The organism is Nocardiopsis terrae (genome assembly GCF_014651695.1).
Taxonomy (GTDB): Bacteria; Actinomycetota; Actinomycetes; order Streptosporangiales; family Streptosporangiaceae; genus Nocardiopsis; species Nocardiopsis terrae.
Window position 1 is genome coordinate 1 of the sequence record NZ_BMXJ01000012.1, and the last position, 17,892, is coordinate 17,892.

Genomic DNA, 17,892 nt, shown 5'->3' on the forward strand with positions numbered 1-17,892 from the left:
AGACGGTGCAGCGTGGGCGGTGGATGCGCTGCCCGATGTACTCGTAGGTGTAACCCTCTTCCCACAGAGTCTGGATCTGGACCCGCTCATCCCGACACAGTCGTCTACCTGGCACAACTACCCCCTGAATCAGGTTCGTTGCAACAGATGCTAGAAACCACCCGCCGAAGTTGCCCCTGGTAGCAAGATCACCGCGAAAGAGGGGACCCGAATCCGCCCGGGGCGAGCGGCTTCACCGCATGCCACTGCTGAACCCGTACGCCCACGTAACCGGATGTGTGCCGGAGAACCGGAGGAGGTCCGGCACGGGTGCGTGCTCAGGACCACAGGGGCCAGAAGCTACTCACGGATCGTGTGTGCTGTGCCGGGCCTTCGGGAGAACCGGGCCATGCGGTGCAGCTGGCGAAGATGACTCAGACACCCTGCCAAGGGCCGAGGTTAGACTGCGGCCATGCCTGCAGAGCCACTGTCCGCCCTGGCCCTCACCGCACTGTTCGTCGCTGTGTGGATGTACCTGAAATACCACGTCACGCGGAACGCTGTGCTGTCGGCTCTCCGAGAGCACTCCCGTGAGCAGGAGGGTTCGAGAACTCAGCAGGATGAGCAGCCGCCCCCTTCCCCCTGACCACGGGCGCTCGTCCGGCCGGTTCGTCTGCCCGGACGCCGGACGCACCCGCTGAACGCAACCACCGCCACTGTCCGTGACCTGACCATCCTCCTGCCAGCCCGGGACTCAACCGCTCCCCGCGCCGGGCGGCGTGGGCATCACCTCGCACAGCGCCTGCGCGTAGGCCGGATCACTCGTGTAGTACGAGTGCCCCAGGACCTCCGGACGCCGCGCCTCCCCAGGCGGCGCGTCGTAACAGCGCGGGTCGGGCAGCGGCTCCGCCTGCTCCACCACCGCCTCACCACGGCCCTCCGGACCCATACGTCGCACCGGGCCCGCGATCGCGTCCGTCACCCGCCACAGGTTCCGCCAGGCCGACACCCTCCCCGTCAGGTCACTGAACGACGCCGGGCCGAAGTACGCCGGGAAGTACCTCGCGTACAACCGGTCCAACGGCGACCCGTGGGTCACCAGCGAGATCCGGCCCCGGCAGTCCCTCGGCAACTGCCACACCGTCGCCGCAGCCAGCACCGAACCCTGGGAGTGGCCGGACAACACCACGGCGGTCCCCTTCCGGGCCATCCACGCCACCCGGGCCGCCAACTGGGGCACCGCCCGCTCCGCGTAGGACGGCGGCGCCAGGGGGTGCGCCACCCGGGGCCAGAAGGTCCCCACGTCCCAGACCGCACCCACGGCCTGCCTGGTCGGCCGGTCCCGGTAGGCACTCCGCCCGATCCAGACCAGCGCCACCAGACACGCCCCGCCCAGGATCGAACCCACACCCACCAGCAGGTCCAGCGCGCTCTGGGCGACCCCCCGGAACTCCCCGGCCACCACCGTCGGAGCGTCCACCGGAGCGGCGACCAGGTTCCCGGTGAGCGTCGAGTACAGCGCCAACCCCATCAGCGGCACCACCGGCAACAGCAACGCCCCCAGCACCTTGGGCAGCACCTCGGTCATCTGCCCGGCCGCTCTGGCCCGGGCGATCTCCCAGGTCCGCCGGTCCCGCACGCTCCGCGAGTACAACGAGGTCACCTCGGGCAGCTCCGCCCGCACCGCACCGCGCAGCCGCAGCGCCAGCACCGCCACCACGACCAGCACGATCACCGCCTCGAAGGCGAACGCCAACTGCAGCCACGAGTACGCCGTCGGCGGCGACAGCGCCAGACAGTCCGTCTCCGGTGCGCTCACCGAACCGCAGCCGCTCAGCCACAACGCCCCCTGGTACACCAGGGCCGCCGAGAACCCGCCGCCCAGCAGCGCCCCCAGCGCCGCCGTCGACGGTCCCGCCAGTCCCCGCATCGCGGTTCGCGCGTGCGGCCGGTCCACCGAGAACAGCACCAGCGCCGCCACCAGCAGCACCAGCACCAGCGCGCCCTGCGCCGCGAAGAGCGAGTTCAGCACGGTGCCGCTGCCCGGCAGCCGCCCCGACGCCTCCCAACCCGGCCGCGGCCACACCGTGTACACCGCCACCACCGCCACCAGGACGAGCATGGCGTCCCGCAGGATCCGGCAGAACCGGTCCGCCCGGGCGTTCCACCGCGGATCGGCGCCGGGCACCAGCACACTCGCGGTGCTCGTCGCCGCCACCGCCCCCAACAGGACCGCCAGCACCAACCCGAACCACCACGCCCCGGGGTCGGTCAGCGCGTCCCCGCCCCGCGCGGACAGGTCGTACCGCAGCGGCGGGACCAGCAGCAGCACCGCGACCGTGCCGACCGCGACCGCGATGTGCGCCGACCGCAGCCGGGCCATGATCTCGCTGTTGCGCCAGAAGTCCGGATGGCTGAGCGGGGCGTCCTCGGTGTGCTCGGGCGGCACCGGACCGGTCACCACCTCGTAGTCGGCGGCGGTCCGTCTGGACAGCCGCCACAGCACCGCGACCACCGCCGCGGGCAGCACCGCCCCGACCACCAGCCCCCAGCCGGGCACGGACAGCGGGGAGGAGGCCGACGCCAGGAACGCCAACCAGGGGCGCGCCTGGACGCACTCCTGCCCCTGCCCGGCGCACTGCCAGCCCACCAGGTCCATCCCGACACCGGCCGCGGCCAGGGTGATGAGCGCGGTCAGGGACAGCGCCAGCAGGCGGACCCCGGCCCCGTAGACGGTGCTGGCGGCCCTGCGGACCCCGGTCTGGTCCCGGTCCATCCGGCCGGGCCGCATCCAGTACGCCACGTTGACCATCATGAACGGCAGCAGCAGGAGCCAGAACGCCCGCGAGGAGCTGCCGGAGGTCAGGTTGCCCCAGGCGAAGATCTCCCGCCGCACCCCGGGGACGGTCTCGGTGTCCCGCTCGCGGCGCCAGCGGAAGAAGCCCGCGAGCCGGTCGCCGCCCACGCGCATGGCGGGCTCCACGTCCAGCAGTTCCTCGGCCTGGCCGCCGCTGACCCCGTGCACGCGCAGTTCCACCCGGTCGGGGCCGGGTGCGGCTGGGGGCGCCGCGGCGGGTTCGGCGCAGGGGGTCCGGGGGGCGGGGGTTCGGCTGACCGGCTCGTGCGAGCCGGGGGGTTCGGGGGAATCCGGCATGTCAGCATCCTGCCACGCAAAGTGGTGACGGGGCACTGGTCATCGTGAGGTTGTGGACGAACCCGGGGCGGGGCCCGCCCCGGGGAGGGCGCGCTAGCCGACCAGGTCCTCGTCGTCCACGTCCCAGGTGTTGCAGGCCCCCGGGGACTGCTCGTCCCAGCCGGTCCGCGTCCACCGCACACTGTTGTCCGAGGAGCCGTGCGTGCGCTCCTCCTCCGGCCCGTCCTCGCGGTCCGCGGTGGCCGAGGCGTCGTCCAGCAGCGCGGACAGGTCCTGCTCACCCAACGGGTAGCTCACCCGCACCGACCCCAGGAACGCACCCGCCAGGCAGTTCGCCTGGAGTTCGCTGCGGCGCGTCCACGAGTTGCGGCCCGCGTCGTCCTCCTCCAGCTGGCGCTGCTCGTGGTAGTACTCCAGCAGCCCCGACTCGCCCTGCACGTGGTGGGCGTACTCGTGGGCCAGCAGCGACGCGTAGACCACGCTCTCCTCCGAGCCGTTCCACTTCTCCACCACGTCCGAGGTGCCGATGTAGACGGCGCCGCTCGCACTGCAGTAGAACGCCCCCGCGGCCGAGGGGTAGGCGCGGCACGGGCTCACCCCCGGCTCGTCCCAGAACACCCGCTCCGGCGGGGTGAACGGGATGCCGGCCCGCTCGAACTGGGTCCGCCACACGTCGTCCAGGCAGTCGGCGACCCGGTGCAGGAACCCGTCCATGGACTCGGCGCTCTCCACATCCAGCTCGGGGACCGGGCACGGCAGCGGGCTCAGCCTCCCGGTGTCGTACAGCGGGTTCGAGACCAGGGCGGTGCGCCCGACGGGCCGGTCGGGCACGGTGGTGCCGGGCAGCCCCCGCTGGCCGCTGGGCGTGTCCTCGACGAGGCCGCCCTGGCCGGGTTTGTCGTCCCCCTCGTCGCCCGCCTGCCCGGCCACCGTGCCCGTGTCGGGACCGCTGTCGCCGACGGTGGTCCAGGAGAGCAACGACAGCGCCAGCAGGGCCACCAGGAGGCCGCACACCGCACCGAACACCCGCCGGTTGGTCCGGTGGGCCCTGCGGGAGTGGGCGAGGCGGGCGGGGACGTCCGAACCCCCGGGGCCGACCCCGTCGAATCCGGTCCCGTCGAACCCGGAACCCCCGGAACCGGGGCCGCCGGGGCCGCCGCGGCCCAGGTCACCGCTCACCGCACCAGCTCCTCGTGGGCTTCCCAGGTGTTGCAGGACGCCGGGTCCACACGGTCCAGACCGTGCGCGGTCCACAGCCGCCCGTTCTCCACCGACCCGTGCGTGCTCGTGCCCGACCGGTCGGAGCGCCGCCCGACGTCGTCGAGGATGTTCGCCCGCTCGGACGCTCCGTAACCCAGCGACTCCTCGGAGGCGCCGACGAACACCCCGCCCAGACAGTTGGCCTGGAGCTCCTTGCGCCGGGTCAGCTCCTGGGCGGTCTCATCGCCGGAGTCGGCCCGCAGGGTGCGGAACTCGGCCAGTATCCGCGACTGCCCCTGCACGTGGTGGCCGTACTCGTGGCTGAGCAGGAACGTGTACGCCTCGGGGGCGTCGTTGCCGGCCGACGCCGCCACGATGTCCTCCACCCCCAGGTAGAGGCCCTGGTTGGCCTGGCAGTAGAAGGCCGCGGTGCCCTCGCTGGGGAAGGGCCCGCACGGGCTGTGCCCCTCCGCGTGCCAGTACACGCGGTTGGGGGAGGAGAACGGGACGCCGGCCTCCTCGAAGTACTCCCCCCACGCCTGGTCCAGGCAGTCGGCGATGGCGTGCACGAACGCCTCCATCGACTCCGGGTCCTCGGTGTCCATGGCCGGCGGGGTACAGGTCACCTCGCCCAGCTCGCCGGGTACGTACAGCGGGTTCCGTCCGAGCGGGTCATCGACCGACACCCGCTCCGCCTCGGAGGGGGCGTCGCCGTCGTCCCCGGCCAGCAGCTGGCCGGGGGCCGGGCCGAGCGGGTTCCCCCAGGCGGGCTGGGCCGACGGCAGCAGCGCCGAGAACGCCAGGAACCCGGTGAACCCGACCGCGGCCAGGCCCGTGCCCAGGGACAGGGAGGCGCCCACCCCCATCCGCTGGAGGAAGCCGGGGCGCTCCGCCCACGGGTCCGCGTCAGGGCCGGGCCGCCGGGCCCTCACCACGGAACCGGACCCGCGCGCAGGGGGAGGCGCGGTGCGCCCGGGGAGCTGTCTGGTACGCCCGGGGGACAGGCGGGCGCATTCGTGGAACACCGGCACGCGACGCCACTGTGGGCGCCCTGTGGGCACGGTCCGTGTGCGGACCGGATAGGCTCTCGCGACATGTGGTGGGTCGGCTCCTGGCGCCAGGCCGTCGTGTTGGCGACGGCCCTACTCGTGTTCTCCTCGCTGGTCCCGGTGGTCGCCGTGGCGTGGCCGGGAGGAGAGGCGCACGCGGCGACGGCGGCCGCACCGGAGACCACAGTACCGGGGCGCGAACCGGCGGTCACAGCCCACCGTTCCACCACAGACCAGATCATCACCAACGACATCCGCCTCGAACTGGACCAGTCGGGCGTGCTGCGCGGTGAGGAGTCCATCCGTTTCGACGGTCCGGCCCCCGAGGAGTTCACCCGGGCCCTCACAGCCACCATGCTCTATGACACCGACCACGACCGCAGGTTCGAGATCGGCGGGATCTCGGCGGTCGACTCCGACGGCGCCGCCCTCCAGATCGAGACCGAGGAGACCGACGGCGCCCTGCTCGTGCACATCCCCACCGGGGGTACCCGCGGGGTGGAGCTCGGCTACCGGGTCGAGGGCACCGTCAGCGAGGTCGCCCAGGGCGTCCAACTGGAGTGGCGGGCCGTGGGCGCCTACAGCCACACCGTTCGGTCCACGGACGTCACCGTCACCGCGCCCATGCCGCCCGAGGCCCTGTCCTGCCTCGCCGGGGAGCCCCGCAGCGCCATGTACTGCACCGCCTCCGACATGGGCGGGGACGCGGTCGTCGCGCACTTCCTCCAGGCCGACATGACCCCCAGCGACCGGCTGGACATCGTCGTCAACTACCCGCCCGGGACCGCCGAGGGCGAACCCATCCTCACCCGCCGCTGGTCGCTGGCCTCGGCCTTCCAGGTCACCCCGGCCACCGGGAGCGCGTTCGGGCTCCTGCTGCTGGTCCTGGTGGGCGGCCTGGTGGCGCTCATCCGCGTCCGCGGCCGCGACGAACGCGCGCTGCGCAGGGAGGCCGCGGGGGGCGACCACGCCCCGGTGGCCTCCGGTGAGCACGGGCGCGTGCGCTTCGCCCCGCCCGACGGCGTCCACCCCGGCCAGATCGGGACCCTCGTGAACGAGACGGTCGACATCACCGACCTGACCGGCGCGGTCCTGGACCTGGCCGTGCGCGGGTACATCCGGCTGGAGGAACTCCCGCAGGAACACTTCACCTCGGTGGACTGGCGGATGGTCCGCCTCGACGGGCCGCCCGGCCGGAGCCTGCTCTCGCACGAGTGGCTGCTGCTGGACGCCCTCTTCGGCGACCAGCGCACGGTACGCCTGTCCGAGGTGGGCTCACCCGGCCGGTCCGTGGACTTCCCGGAACGGATCGACCGGGCCCGCGAGGAGCTGTACCGGGACATGGTGCGGCTCAAGTGGTTCTCCCGCCCGCCCGACCGGGTCCGGGGCGTGTGGACGCTCACCGGGATGCTGCTCACCACCGCGGGGGTGGTGCTGACCGGGTTCCTCGCCATGTTCACCAGCGCGGCCTTCTCCGGGCTGGCCGTGATCATCGCGGGCGCCGCGGTCACCGCGGGCGCCCAGTACATGCCCGCCAAGACCAGGCTCGGCAGCTCCGTCTACGCGCACACCGTGGGCTTCCGCGAGTACCTGCTCAGCCCCCGGTCCCAGAACGCCCCGCCCGGGCAGCGCGTGGAACTGTACTCGCGCTACCTCCCCTACGCGGTGATCTTCGACGACGTCGACCGCTGGGCCAACATCCTCGCCGCCGCCGCGATCGCCGACCTCAGCCCCGAGGAGCTCACCGGGGACGGCCTGGCCTGGTACACGGGCCCGAGCGAGTGGCGGATCGAGGACTTCGCGGACTCCATCCACACCTTCGTGGTGACCCTGACCGGCGTCATCGCCGGCACGCGCCGCGCACGGCTGCTCAACCAGCTCCAACGGACGAAGTAGACGGCGCACGGGGCCGGCACGGCCGGTGGCGGGCACAGGAACGAACAACAGAGGGGGAACCCATGCGCGCGGTCGTGCAGCGGGTGTCGCACGCTTCGGTGACGGTGGACGGCGAGGTGGTCGGAGAGATCACCCGGCCCGGCCTGATGGCCCTGGTGGGCGTCACCCACACCGACACCGGGGAGGAGGCCCGCAAGGTCGCCCGGAAGCTGTGGACGCTGCGGATCCTGGCGGACGAGAAGTCCTGCTCCGACGTCAACGCCCCGCTCCTGGTGGTCAGCCAGTTCACCCTCTACGGCGACGCGCGAAAGGGCCGCCGCCCCACCTGGCAGGCGGCCGCCCCCGGCCCGGTCGCCGAACCCCTGGTGGACGCGGTCGTCAGGGAGCTGCGCGACCAGGGCGCGGAGGTGGCCACGGGGGTGTTCGGCGCGCAGATGTCCGTGGGCCTGACCAACGAGGGGCCGTTCACGGTCATCGTCGAGGCCTGAGGCGGCCGGGGGCGGTCCTCGCTCAGCGGCCGGTGACCCGGGCCAGGACGTGCTCGGGGGCGGGCAGGTCGTGCGCCAGGCCGGGATCGGTGACCGGCGGGTCGAACACCGTCCGGACCGGCTGCACACCCGCCCAGATCGGGGTGGCGTGGTCCTGGGGGTCGTCGTTCGGCGGCCCCGTGCGCACCTTCACCGAGGCCTCCTCCAGGGACAGCGCGAGCACCCGGGTGGCCGCCATCTCCTTGGCGTCGGGCCGTCGGACCACGTCCCACTGGCCCGGTGCGAGCTGCTCGGTGATCGCCCGCAGCCCGGCGGTGCGCTCCTCCTCGTCGGTGACCAGGCGCGGGGTCCCGAAGACCATGGCGCAGCGGTGGTTCACCGAGTGGTGCATGCCGGACCGGGCCAGCACGATCCCGTCCACCAGGGACACCGTCACGCACACCTCGCCCTCCGGCCGCAGGGACCGGGCGCCGGTCGAACCGTGCAGGTACAGGGTGTCGCCGATCCGCCCGTAGCCGGTGGGCAGCACCCGGGGGGAGCCGTCCACGACCACGCCCAGGTGGCAGACCAGCCCCTCGTCGAGGAGGTCGTACAGTTCACCGCGGTCGGTCCGGGCCTTGTGCTTGGCGCGCTTGAGTCGTGTGCGTTCGGTGGTGGAGAGCATGCGACTACCGTAGACAGAAGTGGATATCCGAACCATGGCCACTTCTTGCAGGAAGCGAAAGACCACTTTGCCCCGACACGTCACCGAGCCCCCGGTCCGCCTCGACCGTTCCGCAACCGTCCCGCTCACCGCCCAGCTCTCCGGCGAACTCCGCGAGGCCATGTCCTCCGGAGCGCTCCGCGCCGGTGAACGGCTGCCCTCCAGCCGGGCCCTCGCCACCCAGCTCGGGGTGAGCCGCACCGTCGTCACCGACGCCTACCAGCAGCTCTACGCGGAGGGCTGGCTCGACGGCCGCCACGGCTCGGGCACCTTCGTCGCCGAACACGAGCCCCTCCCGGACCGGCGCGAAGGGCTCCCCGCCGCACCGGAACGGCGGGCGGGGCCCCAACGGGAGGCGGAGACCGTGCGCGGCCACCCCTCCCGCGAGCAGCTGCGCCGGGACGCCGTGGTCAACCTCCTGCCGGGCGCACCCTGGGTCCACGGCCACGACCGGGCGGCCCTGCGCAGGGCCTGGCGGCACGCGGCCGAACAACCCCCCTCGGACGCCCCCGACCCCCGGGGCCGACCCGAGCTGCGCGCACTCCTGGCCGAACACCTGCGCCGTACCCGCGGCGTCCGGGTGGGCCCGGAGAACATCCTGGTCACCCGGGGCACCGGCAACGGCCTCGACCTGGTCGGCGCCGTGCTCGGACCGGGGATCCGCGCCGGCGTGGAGGACCCCGGCTACGGCAGGGCCCGCAGCATCCTGGCCGCCCGGGGCGCGGAGATCGTGCCCTGCCCCGTCGACCACGACGGCATCCGGACCGAGGACCTGCCGGACGACCTCTCCGTCGTCTACACCACGCCCGCCCACCAGTACCCGCTGGGCGGACGCCTTCCCCTGCCCCGTCGCGAACGGCTCCTGGCCTGGGCCCGCCGGACCGGAGCCCTGGTGGTGGAGGACGACTACGACGCCGAGTTCCGCTACGACGTGGCGCCCCTGCCAGCCCTGTACGGCCTCGACCCCGAGCGGGTCGTCCTGCTCGGCACCCTCTCCAAGACCCTCGACCCCGACCTCGGCATCGGCTGGATCGTCGCCGAACCAGCCCTGCTCCAGCGCCTCGTCCGGGCCCGGACCGAGCTGTCCGACCGCACCAGCGGCCCGCCCCAGGCGGCCACGGCCCTCCTGCTCGAACGCGGGGACCTGGACCGGCACCTGCGCCGGATGCGCCTGGAGTACGCCCGACGGCGCTCCCTGCTCGTCGAACACCTCGGCCCCCGGCTGACCGGGGACACGGCCGGGCTGCACGTACTGCTGCGCCTGCCCGAGGCGGCGGTGGCCCCCGTGATCAGGGCGGCAGCGGAGGAGGGGGTCCTGGTGGAGGACACCAGCCGGACCAGCCACGGAGCACCGACCGTGCACGGGCTGGTCATCGGCTACGGGTCCGCGGACCGCGGGGAACTACGGCGCGCCTGCCGGGTGCTGGCCCGCGCAGTGGAGAGGTACGCCCGGGCCTGACGGGGCCCGGGCATGGCGGGTCCCGTTGACCCGCAGGCCCGTCAACGGGCCCGGGGAGCCGGAGCGCGGTGTCCGAGCGGCCAACTCTGACGAAGCCGCCAGGCCGACAGGTCGGCCACGGGGCGAACTCCGACGCCCCGGGGTCCACCTCCAGGCGTGGAATGAGCCGCGGTGCTCCGCCGGGTTGCCTGCCACAGCGGTGGCCGGGACGCAAGGGGCTGGGGTCCTCGGTGCGTGATCACTGCTCGTTATATCGCCATGGGTAGTAATCTCATTGCTGATTGTGTCCGAAGGCGGCCCCGTTCGATTGTCTCGTCGCCGCGTCGGCAAGGGGATCGGAGTGATCGACTTGCCGAACAAGCTCACCACCCCCACCCGCGACATCAACTGCGAGCACTGAGGGAACCTGAAGGAGGCACCGGGTATGGGTGAGGACACGATGCTGGCGGCACTCCACGGAGAACTCGCGGTGCATCCCTGGCACGACCCAGAGACCGACGCCTCCGATGCCTACAGCCTGTTCTTCGCCCGGTCCTCGGCGATGGCCTGGCTCACCGATGCCGCGCCCGACGCCCACGGCGGCCTGTGGGGCATGAACGACGCCGGCCAGGACGACGAGGCGGACTCCCCAGGTCCTATGACACGCAAGCTCTGGTTCCAGGTGTCGCTGACCGGGTCGGCGGCGGCCGAGCGGCCGCTGCCGACCCAGCCGTTCCTGTCCTGCGCCGGCGACGTCGCGGCACGGATCGGCGTCTTGAACCTGCGGGCGCTGCAGATCCTCGTGCCCGTGCCGATCCGTGCCGAGGCGGGGGGCACAGTTACACCGACCGTGCTGAGTCTGCTCCAGGAAGCCGGTTGGCTCGCCGACACCGACTCGCGCCTGGCCCGGCGGGTCCAGGTCATCCTGGACGGCGGGCAGGTGCCCTCCATCGTCGATGCGGCCCCCGGGATGCTGGCGTGGATGCGCACCTTCGAACAGGGCGTCTTCTCGTGCGACCCCACACCTGCGAGAGGGGACGCCGACGAGGCCGCGGGACTGGTCCCCGGCATCGCCGACCACTTGTGGAACGGCCCCGGCCACCACTGCGTGACCGTTCACGGAACCCTTGCCGAGTGGTCCCTGGACGCTCTGGGATGGCTGATCGCGTTTCTGGCTGAGGCCGGCGCGCAGCACGGTGTCCGAGATCCACTGGTGCTCACGGTCCGTACCCTGTGACGCAGCCGCGGCAGGACCGGGCCTTCAGATGGAGCAGGCACTACAGCCGGTCCGAGAAGGGGGCGGGCAGGACGGCCCAGTTCTCCCGAAGCTACGGCGAGGGGCGAATTAACCGGTGAGTAGCTGCAGCGGGCACGCTGGGCCGCCGGAGCAGCGACGGGACCCGGCCCTTCTCCGGGCATGGCGGAGAACGGGCCGTGCCGACGGCCCGCGGGGTCCGGAGAAGTCGGGGAACAGGGGTCCCGGGGGTGGAGCGGCCACCGCCCGGGACACGGGAGTCGGAACTCGAAGGAGGACCGGAACGGGGAATCCGGAGGGGGATCTCCCGTGCCCGGGCTATTCGACCTCGACGGTGACCGGCTCGAACTTGTAGCCCAGGCCGCGCACCGTGACGATGTACCTCGGGTTGCCCGGGTCCTCCTCGATCTTCGCGCGCAGCCGCTTGACGTGCACGTCGAGGGTCTTGGTGTCACCGACGTAGTCGGCGCCCCACACCCGGTCGATGAGCTGCATCCGGGTGAGCACCCGCCCGGCGTTGCGCAGGAGCACCTCCAGCAGCTCGAACTCCTTCAGCGGAAGCTGCACGCTGTCGCCGCGCACCGTCACCACGTGCCGCTCCACGTCCATCCGGACGGGACCGGCCTCCAGCGCGGCGGGCAGCACGACCTCGTCCTCGCCCCGGCGGCGCAGCACCGCGCGGATCCGCGCCACGAGCTCGCGTGAGGAGAACGGCTTGGTCACGTAGTCGTCGGCGCCCAGCTCCAGACCGACGACCTTGTCGATCTCGGAGTCCTTGGCGGTCAGCATGATGACGGGGACGTTGGACTTCTGCCGCAGGGTCCGGCACACCTCGGTGCCCGACAGCCCCGGCAGCATCAGGTCCAGCAGCACCAGGTCGGCGCCGGTCCGGTCGAAGGTCTCCAGAGCGACGGTGCCGGTGGGGGCCACCGCGACCTCGAAGCCCTCCTTGCGCAGCATGTAAGACAGGGCGTCGCTGTAGGACTCTTCGTCCTCTACTACGAGTACGCGCGTCACTGTGCCGTCTCCTGGTGGTTGTCGTTCCGGGACGCGTCGAGCTCCCGGCTCTCGGGTCTGGGCAGACGCAGTGTGAACGTCGACCCCGACCCCTCCTTGCTCCACACGGTCACTTCTCCACGGTGGTGGGTCATGATGTGCTTGACGATGGCCAGGCCGAGACCGGTACCACCGGTGGCCCGGCTCCGAGCGGCGTCCACACGGTAGAACCGCTCGAAGATCCTCTCCAGGTCCTGCTGCGGAATGCCGATTCCCTGGTCCGCGACACTGATGTCCACGGTGGACCGGGAGACCTCCACGGACACCGCGACCCGCGTTTTCTTCGGACTGTAGGCCACGGCGTTGGCGATGAGGTTGCGCAGGGCGGTGCCGAGCATCGCCTCGTCGCCCAGTACCGTCACCCCCTCGGCGCCGCTGCCGACCAGCTCGATCCCCTTCGCGTCGGCGGGCATGCGCACCGTGTCGATCGCCTCCTCGACGACCGAGCCGAGTTCCACGGGAGCGGGTTCGGCGATGGGTTCGGCGCCCTGGATGCGGGAGAGCGTGATGAGGTCCTGGATGACGGCGGTGAGCCGGGAGGCCTCGGTCTGCATGCGCTCGGTGAACCGGCGCACGGCTTCGGGGTCGTCACTGGCGTCCTGTACGGTCTCCGCCAACAGGGACAGCGCCCCCACCGGGGTCTTGAGTTCGTGGGAGATGTTGGCCACGAAGTCCCGGCGGACCGCTTCCACCCGGCGGTGTTCGGTCTGGTCCTCGGCCAGCACCAGCACCAGGCCGGTGCCGCCCAGCGGGGCGACCCGCACGGCGAAGGAGGTGGCGTCGGGCCCGAACTTGCGTACGGCCACCTCGATGTCGGTCTCCCGGATCACCCCGTCCCGCCGGACCTTGCGGGCCAGGGTGAGGAGTTCGCCGATGACGAGTTCCTCGCCCCGTACGATGCCGAAGGCCCGGGCGGCCGAGGAGGCGCGCAGCACCCTGTCACCGGAGTCCAGGACCACGGCGGAGGAGGGAAGCGCGGACAGGACCTCGGCGATCCCGGGCGGGAGCGTGCTGCCGTCGTGTCGCTGTGACGGCGGCTCCTCACGCGCGGTCCGGGTACGGAAGAGAGGGCTGGCGGCGACGACGCCGATGGCGACGCCCGCGACGAGCCCGATGATGCCGACGACAGCGGCGAGAAGTTCCCCTTGCACGATTCGATCGTAAACGTGCGGACTGGGGCTTTACCCGGTCAGGGCATGCGACACAACCGAGGTTCTTCCATCGTTCACCGAACCTTGGCCGATTCTTCAAACACAGACTGGGAGCATTGACGACATGCGCGATACCTACCATGAGGACCTTGACAGCCTGAGCGAACGCCTCGTCGAGATGACCAGGCTCGCCAGGCACGCCGTCGCGCGTGCCACCACGGCCCTGCTGGACAGCGACCTGAACGCGGCACAGGAGGTGATCTCGGGCGACGAGGCGATCAACCAGCTCGACCAGGAGATCGAGGACACCGCCTTCAGCCTGATGGCTCGGCAGCAGCCCGTCGCCTCCGACCTGCGGACCATCATCACCTCGCTGTACATGCGCGGCGACCTGGAGAGGATGGGCGACCACGCCGTCCACCTGGCCAAGATCGCCAGGCGCCGCCACCCGGACTCGGCGATCCCCAAGCCGGTCCGCTCGATCGTCCTGGAGATGGGCCACCAGGCGGAGCTGCTGGTCACCAAGGCGGGTGAGGTCATCACCGAGCGGGACGCCGACACCGCCCTGGAACTGGACAAGGACGACGACAGGATGGACCGGCTGCGGCGCAAGCTGCTCCAGCGCATCCTCGCCCCGGGGTGGGAGTACGGGGTGGAGGCCACCATGGACGTCACCCTGGTCGGCCGGTTCTACGAGCGTTTCGGCGACCACGCGGTGCACGTCGCGGACAACCTGGTCTACATGGTCACCGGGGAGAAGAGCGAGGACTACGAGCCCGAGGCCTGACCGGAAACGGCGGCCCGGGCGGCCTCGGGGTGCGGGCGGGTCACGGCCGGGTCAACCCGATCCGAAATTGTGACCTATATCGCTCCGAGCCCTCGCGGAGGGTGTTCGGGCGGGTGCGAACCCTACCCCCGAAACGCCCTCCGGGGGAACGCGCTTCGGCTGGCCAGCGGGGGTGGAGGCCTCCTCCGGCCCACTCCGGCCAGTTGTCCGAGACTCCTCGGGTACACTTTGTCAAGCCCTAAAAAGTGTGGTCTGACCTGCGTGTTCGCAAACCTAATAGGTACGTTAAGTCATGGATTCATGGTATCCTTGTGGTAGCGGAAGGGGTACCTGTCACATGGCTTTCAAGGTCGGCGACACTGTTGTCTACCCCCATCATGGGGCTGCTCGTATTGAAGCGATCGAGACTCGCACCATTAAGGGCGAGGACAGAACCTACCTCGTTCTGAGGGTTGACAAGGGCGATCTGACGGTACGCGTGCCGGCTGCGAACGCCGAGGATGTCGGCGTTCGTGACGTGGTGGGGCAGGAAGGCCTGGACAAGGTCTTCGAGGTGCTGCGCGCACCTCACACCGAAGAGCCCACCAACTGGTCCAGGCGCTACAAGGCGAACCTGGAGAAGTTGGCCTCCGGCGACGTGAACAAGGTCGCCGAGGTGGTCCGGGACCTGTGGCGTCGGGACAAGGAACGCGGCCTGTCCGCGGGCGAGAAGAGGATGCTGGCCAAGGCCCGGCAGATTCTCGTCAGCGAACTCGCACTCGCGGAAAAGACCAACGAGGACAAGGCGGAAGCCCTCCTCGACGAGGTTCTGACGAACTGATAGTCGCGGAATCACGTAATTCATGACGAAAATGCCTCGGGTGGGCGTCGGAACCGACGTCCACCCGTTTTCTCCTGGACGAACACTTTTTCTCGCCGGTTTGGAATGGCCGGGAGAAGATGGTGTGAGCGGCCATTCCGACGGTGACGTCGCCGCCCACGCGGCGTGCGACGCTTTGCTGTCCGCCTGCGGGCTCGGCGACCTCGGATCCAACTTCGGCACCTCCGACCCGCGGTGGAAGGGCGCCTCGGGCGCCGCACTCCTCGCCGAGACCGTCGCGCGGGTGCGCGGGGCCGGTTTCGAGATCGGCAACGTGGCCGTCCAGATCATCAGCAACCGGCCCAAGTTCGCACCCAGGCGCGACGAGGCGGAGAAGACCCTCTCCGCGGTCGTGGGTGCGCCGGTGAGCATCTCGGCGACCACCACCGACGGTCTGGGCCTCACCGGCCGCGGTGAGGGCATCGCGGCCGTGGCCACGGCCCTGTGCGCGCCACGGGGCTGACACGCGTACACCCGGGCGGCCGGGCACCGGAGGATCGGTGCCCGGCCGCCCGCGTGCGTCCTGGGGCGTGTACCCGCCCCGCCCACGGGACGTCCGCGGGCTCAGGGGCGGGCCCGGTGGCCCCGGGCCGCGCGCACGGCGTCGGTTCCGGCGACTCCGTCGGGCCGGTGCCCGACCGGGATCAGCGCTCGTCCGGCGGCAGGGGCTCGCTGCGCACCCGGCGGGAGGGCGGGCCGGAGGCGAAGTCCGACAGGGGCGGGCGCTTCGGTTTGAGGACCATCGGGCGCTTCTCCACCGGCTGCCTCGGCTCGGGCCGGGCCCGTGCGGTCGGCTCCGCCACCGGTTCGTGCTCCGGCTCCGGGAACGCCTCACGCCCCGCCGCCCGCTCCGGTTCCGGGACGGGTTCGGGTTCGAGGTCCTGGGCGGGCAGTTGTTCGGGTTCGGGCAGCGGCTCCGGCTCGGGGGCCGCAGCACCGGGCGGCACCGCGTCGAAGCGGAAGGCGGCGCGCACGTCGGGCCCGGTGTCGTGGTCCAGGGCCGGGGTTCCCTCCGCTGAGGTCTCGGACACCCTCTCGGCCGGGGAAGCGGGCTCGACGGGGCCGTCGTCCTCGGGCGGGGTCCACACCGGTGGCACGTAGTCGGCCAGGGCTGAGGGAACGCCGTCGTCGGACGGGGGTTCCCACAGAGGTTCGGCCTCCGGTTCGTCCGGCGTGACCCGGTTCCCGGACCCCGGGTCGGCTCCCGGTGCAGGATCCGCCTCGGGTTCGTCCTCGGCGCTGGTTTCGGGCCAGGTCCGCCACGAGACAGCCTCCTCCGAAACAGTTTCCCCGGGATCTGTCGGCTCCGCCCCGGCGACGGGTGCGGGCGCCGGTTCGGGGACGCCGGGGGGTTCTGCGGCAGGAGGTGCGGGCACCGGCGCCTCGGCCTCGTCCGTGCTGGGGTCGGCGACCGGTGAATCGTGCTCGAAGCCCTCGTCGGCCAGGTGCTCGGGGACCACGGCGAACCGTTCGGTCCGCGGGTCCGGAGCGGAACCGGTCCCGATCCCGGGTTCGGGGGTGAAGGCCTCTTCCGGGGCGGGGGCCGCCGCGCCGGGTACCACCGGAGGCTCCTCGGCCGCGCGCTTGATCGGGTTGCCGCCGTCACGGGACCGGCGGGGGAGCGGGAGGGCGGGCACCGAGGGTTCGTCCGGGCCCTCCGGGTCCCCGGTCCGCTCGACGCGGTCCACGGACCCGGCCTCGGCGGAGGTCCGTTCACGCTCGGCCCGCTCTGCCTGCTCTGCCCGTTCGCGCTCCTCCGCGGCCTCGCGCTCCTCGCGCTCCCGCTCGGCCTGTTCGAGGTCCTCGCGTTCGCGGCGTTCCCCCTCCTCCTGCTCGGCGCGGTCCCGGCGCAGCGTGGAGGTACGGGCGGGCAGCGGCGGGGCCGTCTGTCCTTCGGCGCGCTCCTCGTTCTCCTCCGACTCCTCCGGCCGACCGGGGCCGGTCCGGTCGTCGTCATCGGAGCCCAACCGCAGCAGGCGGGACTTGAGCGTTTCCGGGTCGCGGTCGTCCCGGGCCGCCTCCTCCGGGTCCGGCCCCTCCGTTCGGGCGCCGGTGCGGTCGCGCAGCACGGTGGTGCGGTCGTCGGAGGGCTGCGGGCGGGGGCGCGCGGTGGTGTTGCGCCTGCGGATGTGCGCCCGTACGGCCATCCACAGCAGGAAGGCCACCAACAGCGCGGCCAGCGGAGCGACCGCCACCACGACCTCGACGATCCCCCGGTGGTCGGCCGCGATGCCGTCCACCAGGCCCCTGCTGTACAGCACCATCGGTACGGCCGCGGCGAGGACGAGCAGGGGGATGAGGACGAGGTCCACCCAGAGGCGGTCGCCGGGTGGGGCCGACCGCAGTACGTAGCTCACCCAGAAGGCCATCAGGACCAGCAGGGTGAAGGTCACCGGGAAGACGTGCGCGAGGAGGGAGTCCCCGCCGTGCACGACCCGGGCGAACTGGTAGATGCCGTGGTAGGCGAGGACGAGAGCGCACAGGGCGATGACACTGACGAACACGGCGCCACCGACGAGAGCACCGGCTCCCGCGCCGCGACCCGCGGTCCGACCGTTACGCGTCCCTGTCTCGGGGGCTTTGTTGAAAGGGGCCATCGTCATCGCAGCGTAGTCGAGGCGGTGCCGCTAACACGAGATTCCGGCCGATTCCGGCTGCTTCCCGACGCCGACAGATCAGGGCGTTATGTAGTGACCTGTCGGAATTGACAGAGGGTGTCGGCTGGTCCCCCGCCGAAGCCGCCCCGTAATTCCGGGTCATCTCACTTGCGTGAGCACCCAATACGGCTCACCCCATATGAGTTCTCTGTACTGTCCTCAGAGCCCCCGGACACGGCGGGGGCGCGGCGGGGGATAACGGTGTTGACGGTGCCTGCTG

15 protein-coding genes are annotated in these 17,892 nt (G+C 71.8%); 7 read left to right on the forward strand and 8 right to left on the reverse strand.

Translation table 11 applies throughout. From position 1 onward, the window contains the following. The 4 genes from IE195_RS26740 to IE195_RS25325 form a co-directional block, all read right to left on the reverse strand. Positions 1-115: helix-turn-helix domain-containing protein (locus IE195_RS26740; protein WP_191276143.1), on the reverse strand; the 115-nt coding region annotated here is incomplete at its 3' end. 618 nt (positions 116-733) lie between these two features. Beyond that, on the reverse strand, positions 734-3,133 hold the full coding sequence (locus IE195_RS25315; protein WP_225942304.1) for a hypothetical protein: 2,400 nt from the start codon (positions 3,131-3,133) through the stop codon (positions 734-736). 93 nt (positions 3,134-3,226) lie between these two features. Then, the gene (locus IE195_RS25320) at positions 3,227-4,159 is read right to left on the reverse strand and encodes a neutral zinc metallopeptidase (RefSeq protein WP_229826468.1); all 933 of its coding nucleotides are present in this window, start codon (positions 4,157-4,159) and stop codon (positions 3,227-3,229) included. A gap of 149 nt (positions 4,160-4,308) precedes the next feature. Beyond that, complete coding sequence (locus tag IE195_RS25325; protein WP_225942679.1) at positions 4,309-5,199, reverse strand: neutral zinc metallopeptidase; 891 nt, start codon at positions 5,197-5,199, stop codon at positions 4,309-4,311. A gap of 228 nt (positions 5,200-5,427) precedes the next feature. Between IE195_RS25325 and IE195_RS25330 the strand changes: the two genes are divergently transcribed. Both IE195_RS25330 and dtd read left to right on the forward strand, forming a co-directional pair. Then, positions 5,428-7,278, forward strand: coding sequence for a DUF2207 domain-containing protein (locus IE195_RS25330; RefSeq protein WP_191276147.1), 1,851 nt, complete (start codon positions 5,428-5,430; stop codon positions 7,276-7,278). 62 nt (positions 7,279-7,340) lie between these two features. Continuing rightward, positions 7,341-7,766: a D-aminoacyl-tRNA deacylase gene (gene dtd / locus IE195_RS25335; RefSeq protein WP_191276149.1), complete on the forward strand. Its 426-nt coding sequence runs from the start codon at positions 7,341-7,343 to the stop codon at positions 7,764-7,766. Positions 7,767-7,788: 22 nt separating this feature from the next. Here the strand turns inward: dtd and IE195_RS25340 are convergent, their stop codons facing one another. Then, complete coding sequence (locus tag IE195_RS25340) at positions 7,789-8,430, reverse strand: pyridoxamine 5'-phosphate oxidase family protein (protein WP_191276152.1); 642 nt, start codon at positions 8,428-8,430, stop codon at positions 7,789-7,791. A 67-nt stretch (positions 8,431-8,497) separates the two neighbouring features. Between IE195_RS25340 and pdxR the strand changes: the two genes are divergently transcribed. After that, the gene (gene pdxR, locus IE195_RS25345; protein WP_191276154.1) at positions 8,498-9,928 is read left to right on the forward strand and encodes a MocR-like pyridoxine biosynthesis transcription factor PdxR; all 1,431 of its coding nucleotides are present in this window, start codon (positions 8,498-8,500) and stop codon (positions 9,926-9,928) included. A gap of 424 nt (positions 9,929-10,352) precedes the next feature. Beyond that, positions 10,353-11,144: a hypothetical protein gene (locus IE195_RS25350; RefSeq protein ID WP_191276156.1), complete on the forward strand. Its 792-nt coding sequence runs from the start codon at positions 10,353-10,355 to the stop codon at positions 11,142-11,144. 336 nt (positions 11,145-11,480) lie between these two features. Here the strand turns inward: IE195_RS25350 and IE195_RS25355 are convergent, their stop codons facing one another. Next, positions 11,481-12,179 (reverse strand): response regulator, encoded by a 699-nt coding sequence (locus tag IE195_RS25355; protein ID WP_191276158.1) that lies wholly within the window; start codon positions 12,177-12,179, stop codon positions 11,481-11,483. Further along, entirely contained in the window at positions 12,176-13,369 is a 1,194-nt protein-coding gene (locus IE195_RS25360) for a sensor histidine kinase (RefSeq protein WP_191276160.1), read from the reverse strand. Before IE195_RS25360 ends, IE195_RS25355 begins: the two co-directional genes overlap by 4 nt. 124 nt (positions 13,370-13,493) lie before the next feature. Here IE195_RS25360 and phoU point away from each other — a divergent pair, with 124 nt between their 5' ends. The 3 genes from phoU to ispF all read left to right on the forward strand — a co-directional run bounded on the left by phoU (position 13,494) and on the right by ispF (position 15,478). Then, positions 13,494-14,156, forward strand: coding sequence for a phosphate signaling complex protein PhoU (gene phoU / locus IE195_RS25365; protein WP_191276163.1), 663 nt, complete (start codon positions 13,494-13,496; stop codon positions 14,154-14,156). Between the two features lie 337 nt (positions 14,157-14,493). After that, positions 14,494-14,976 (forward strand): CarD family transcriptional regulator, encoded by a 483-nt coding sequence (locus IE195_RS25370; protein ID WP_026129182.1) that lies wholly within the window; start codon positions 14,494-14,496, stop codon positions 14,974-14,976. Positions 14,977-15,007: 31 nt separating this feature from the next. Then, positions 15,008-15,478, forward strand: a complete 471-nt coding sequence (gene ispF, locus IE195_RS25375; RefSeq protein WP_191276275.1) for a 2-C-methyl-D-erythritol 2,4-cyclodiphosphate synthase — start codon at positions 15,008-15,010, stop codon at positions 15,476-15,478. A gap of 181 nt (positions 15,479-15,659) precedes the next feature. Here the strand turns inward: ispF and IE195_RS25380 are convergent, their stop codons facing one another. Continuing rightward, the gene (locus IE195_RS25380; RefSeq protein WP_229826459.1) at positions 15,660-17,519 is read right to left on the reverse strand and encodes a DUF2637 domain-containing protein; all 1,860 of its coding nucleotides are present in this window, start codon (positions 17,517-17,519) and stop codon (positions 15,660-15,662) included. Positions 17,520-17,892: the final 373 nt, after the last annotated feature.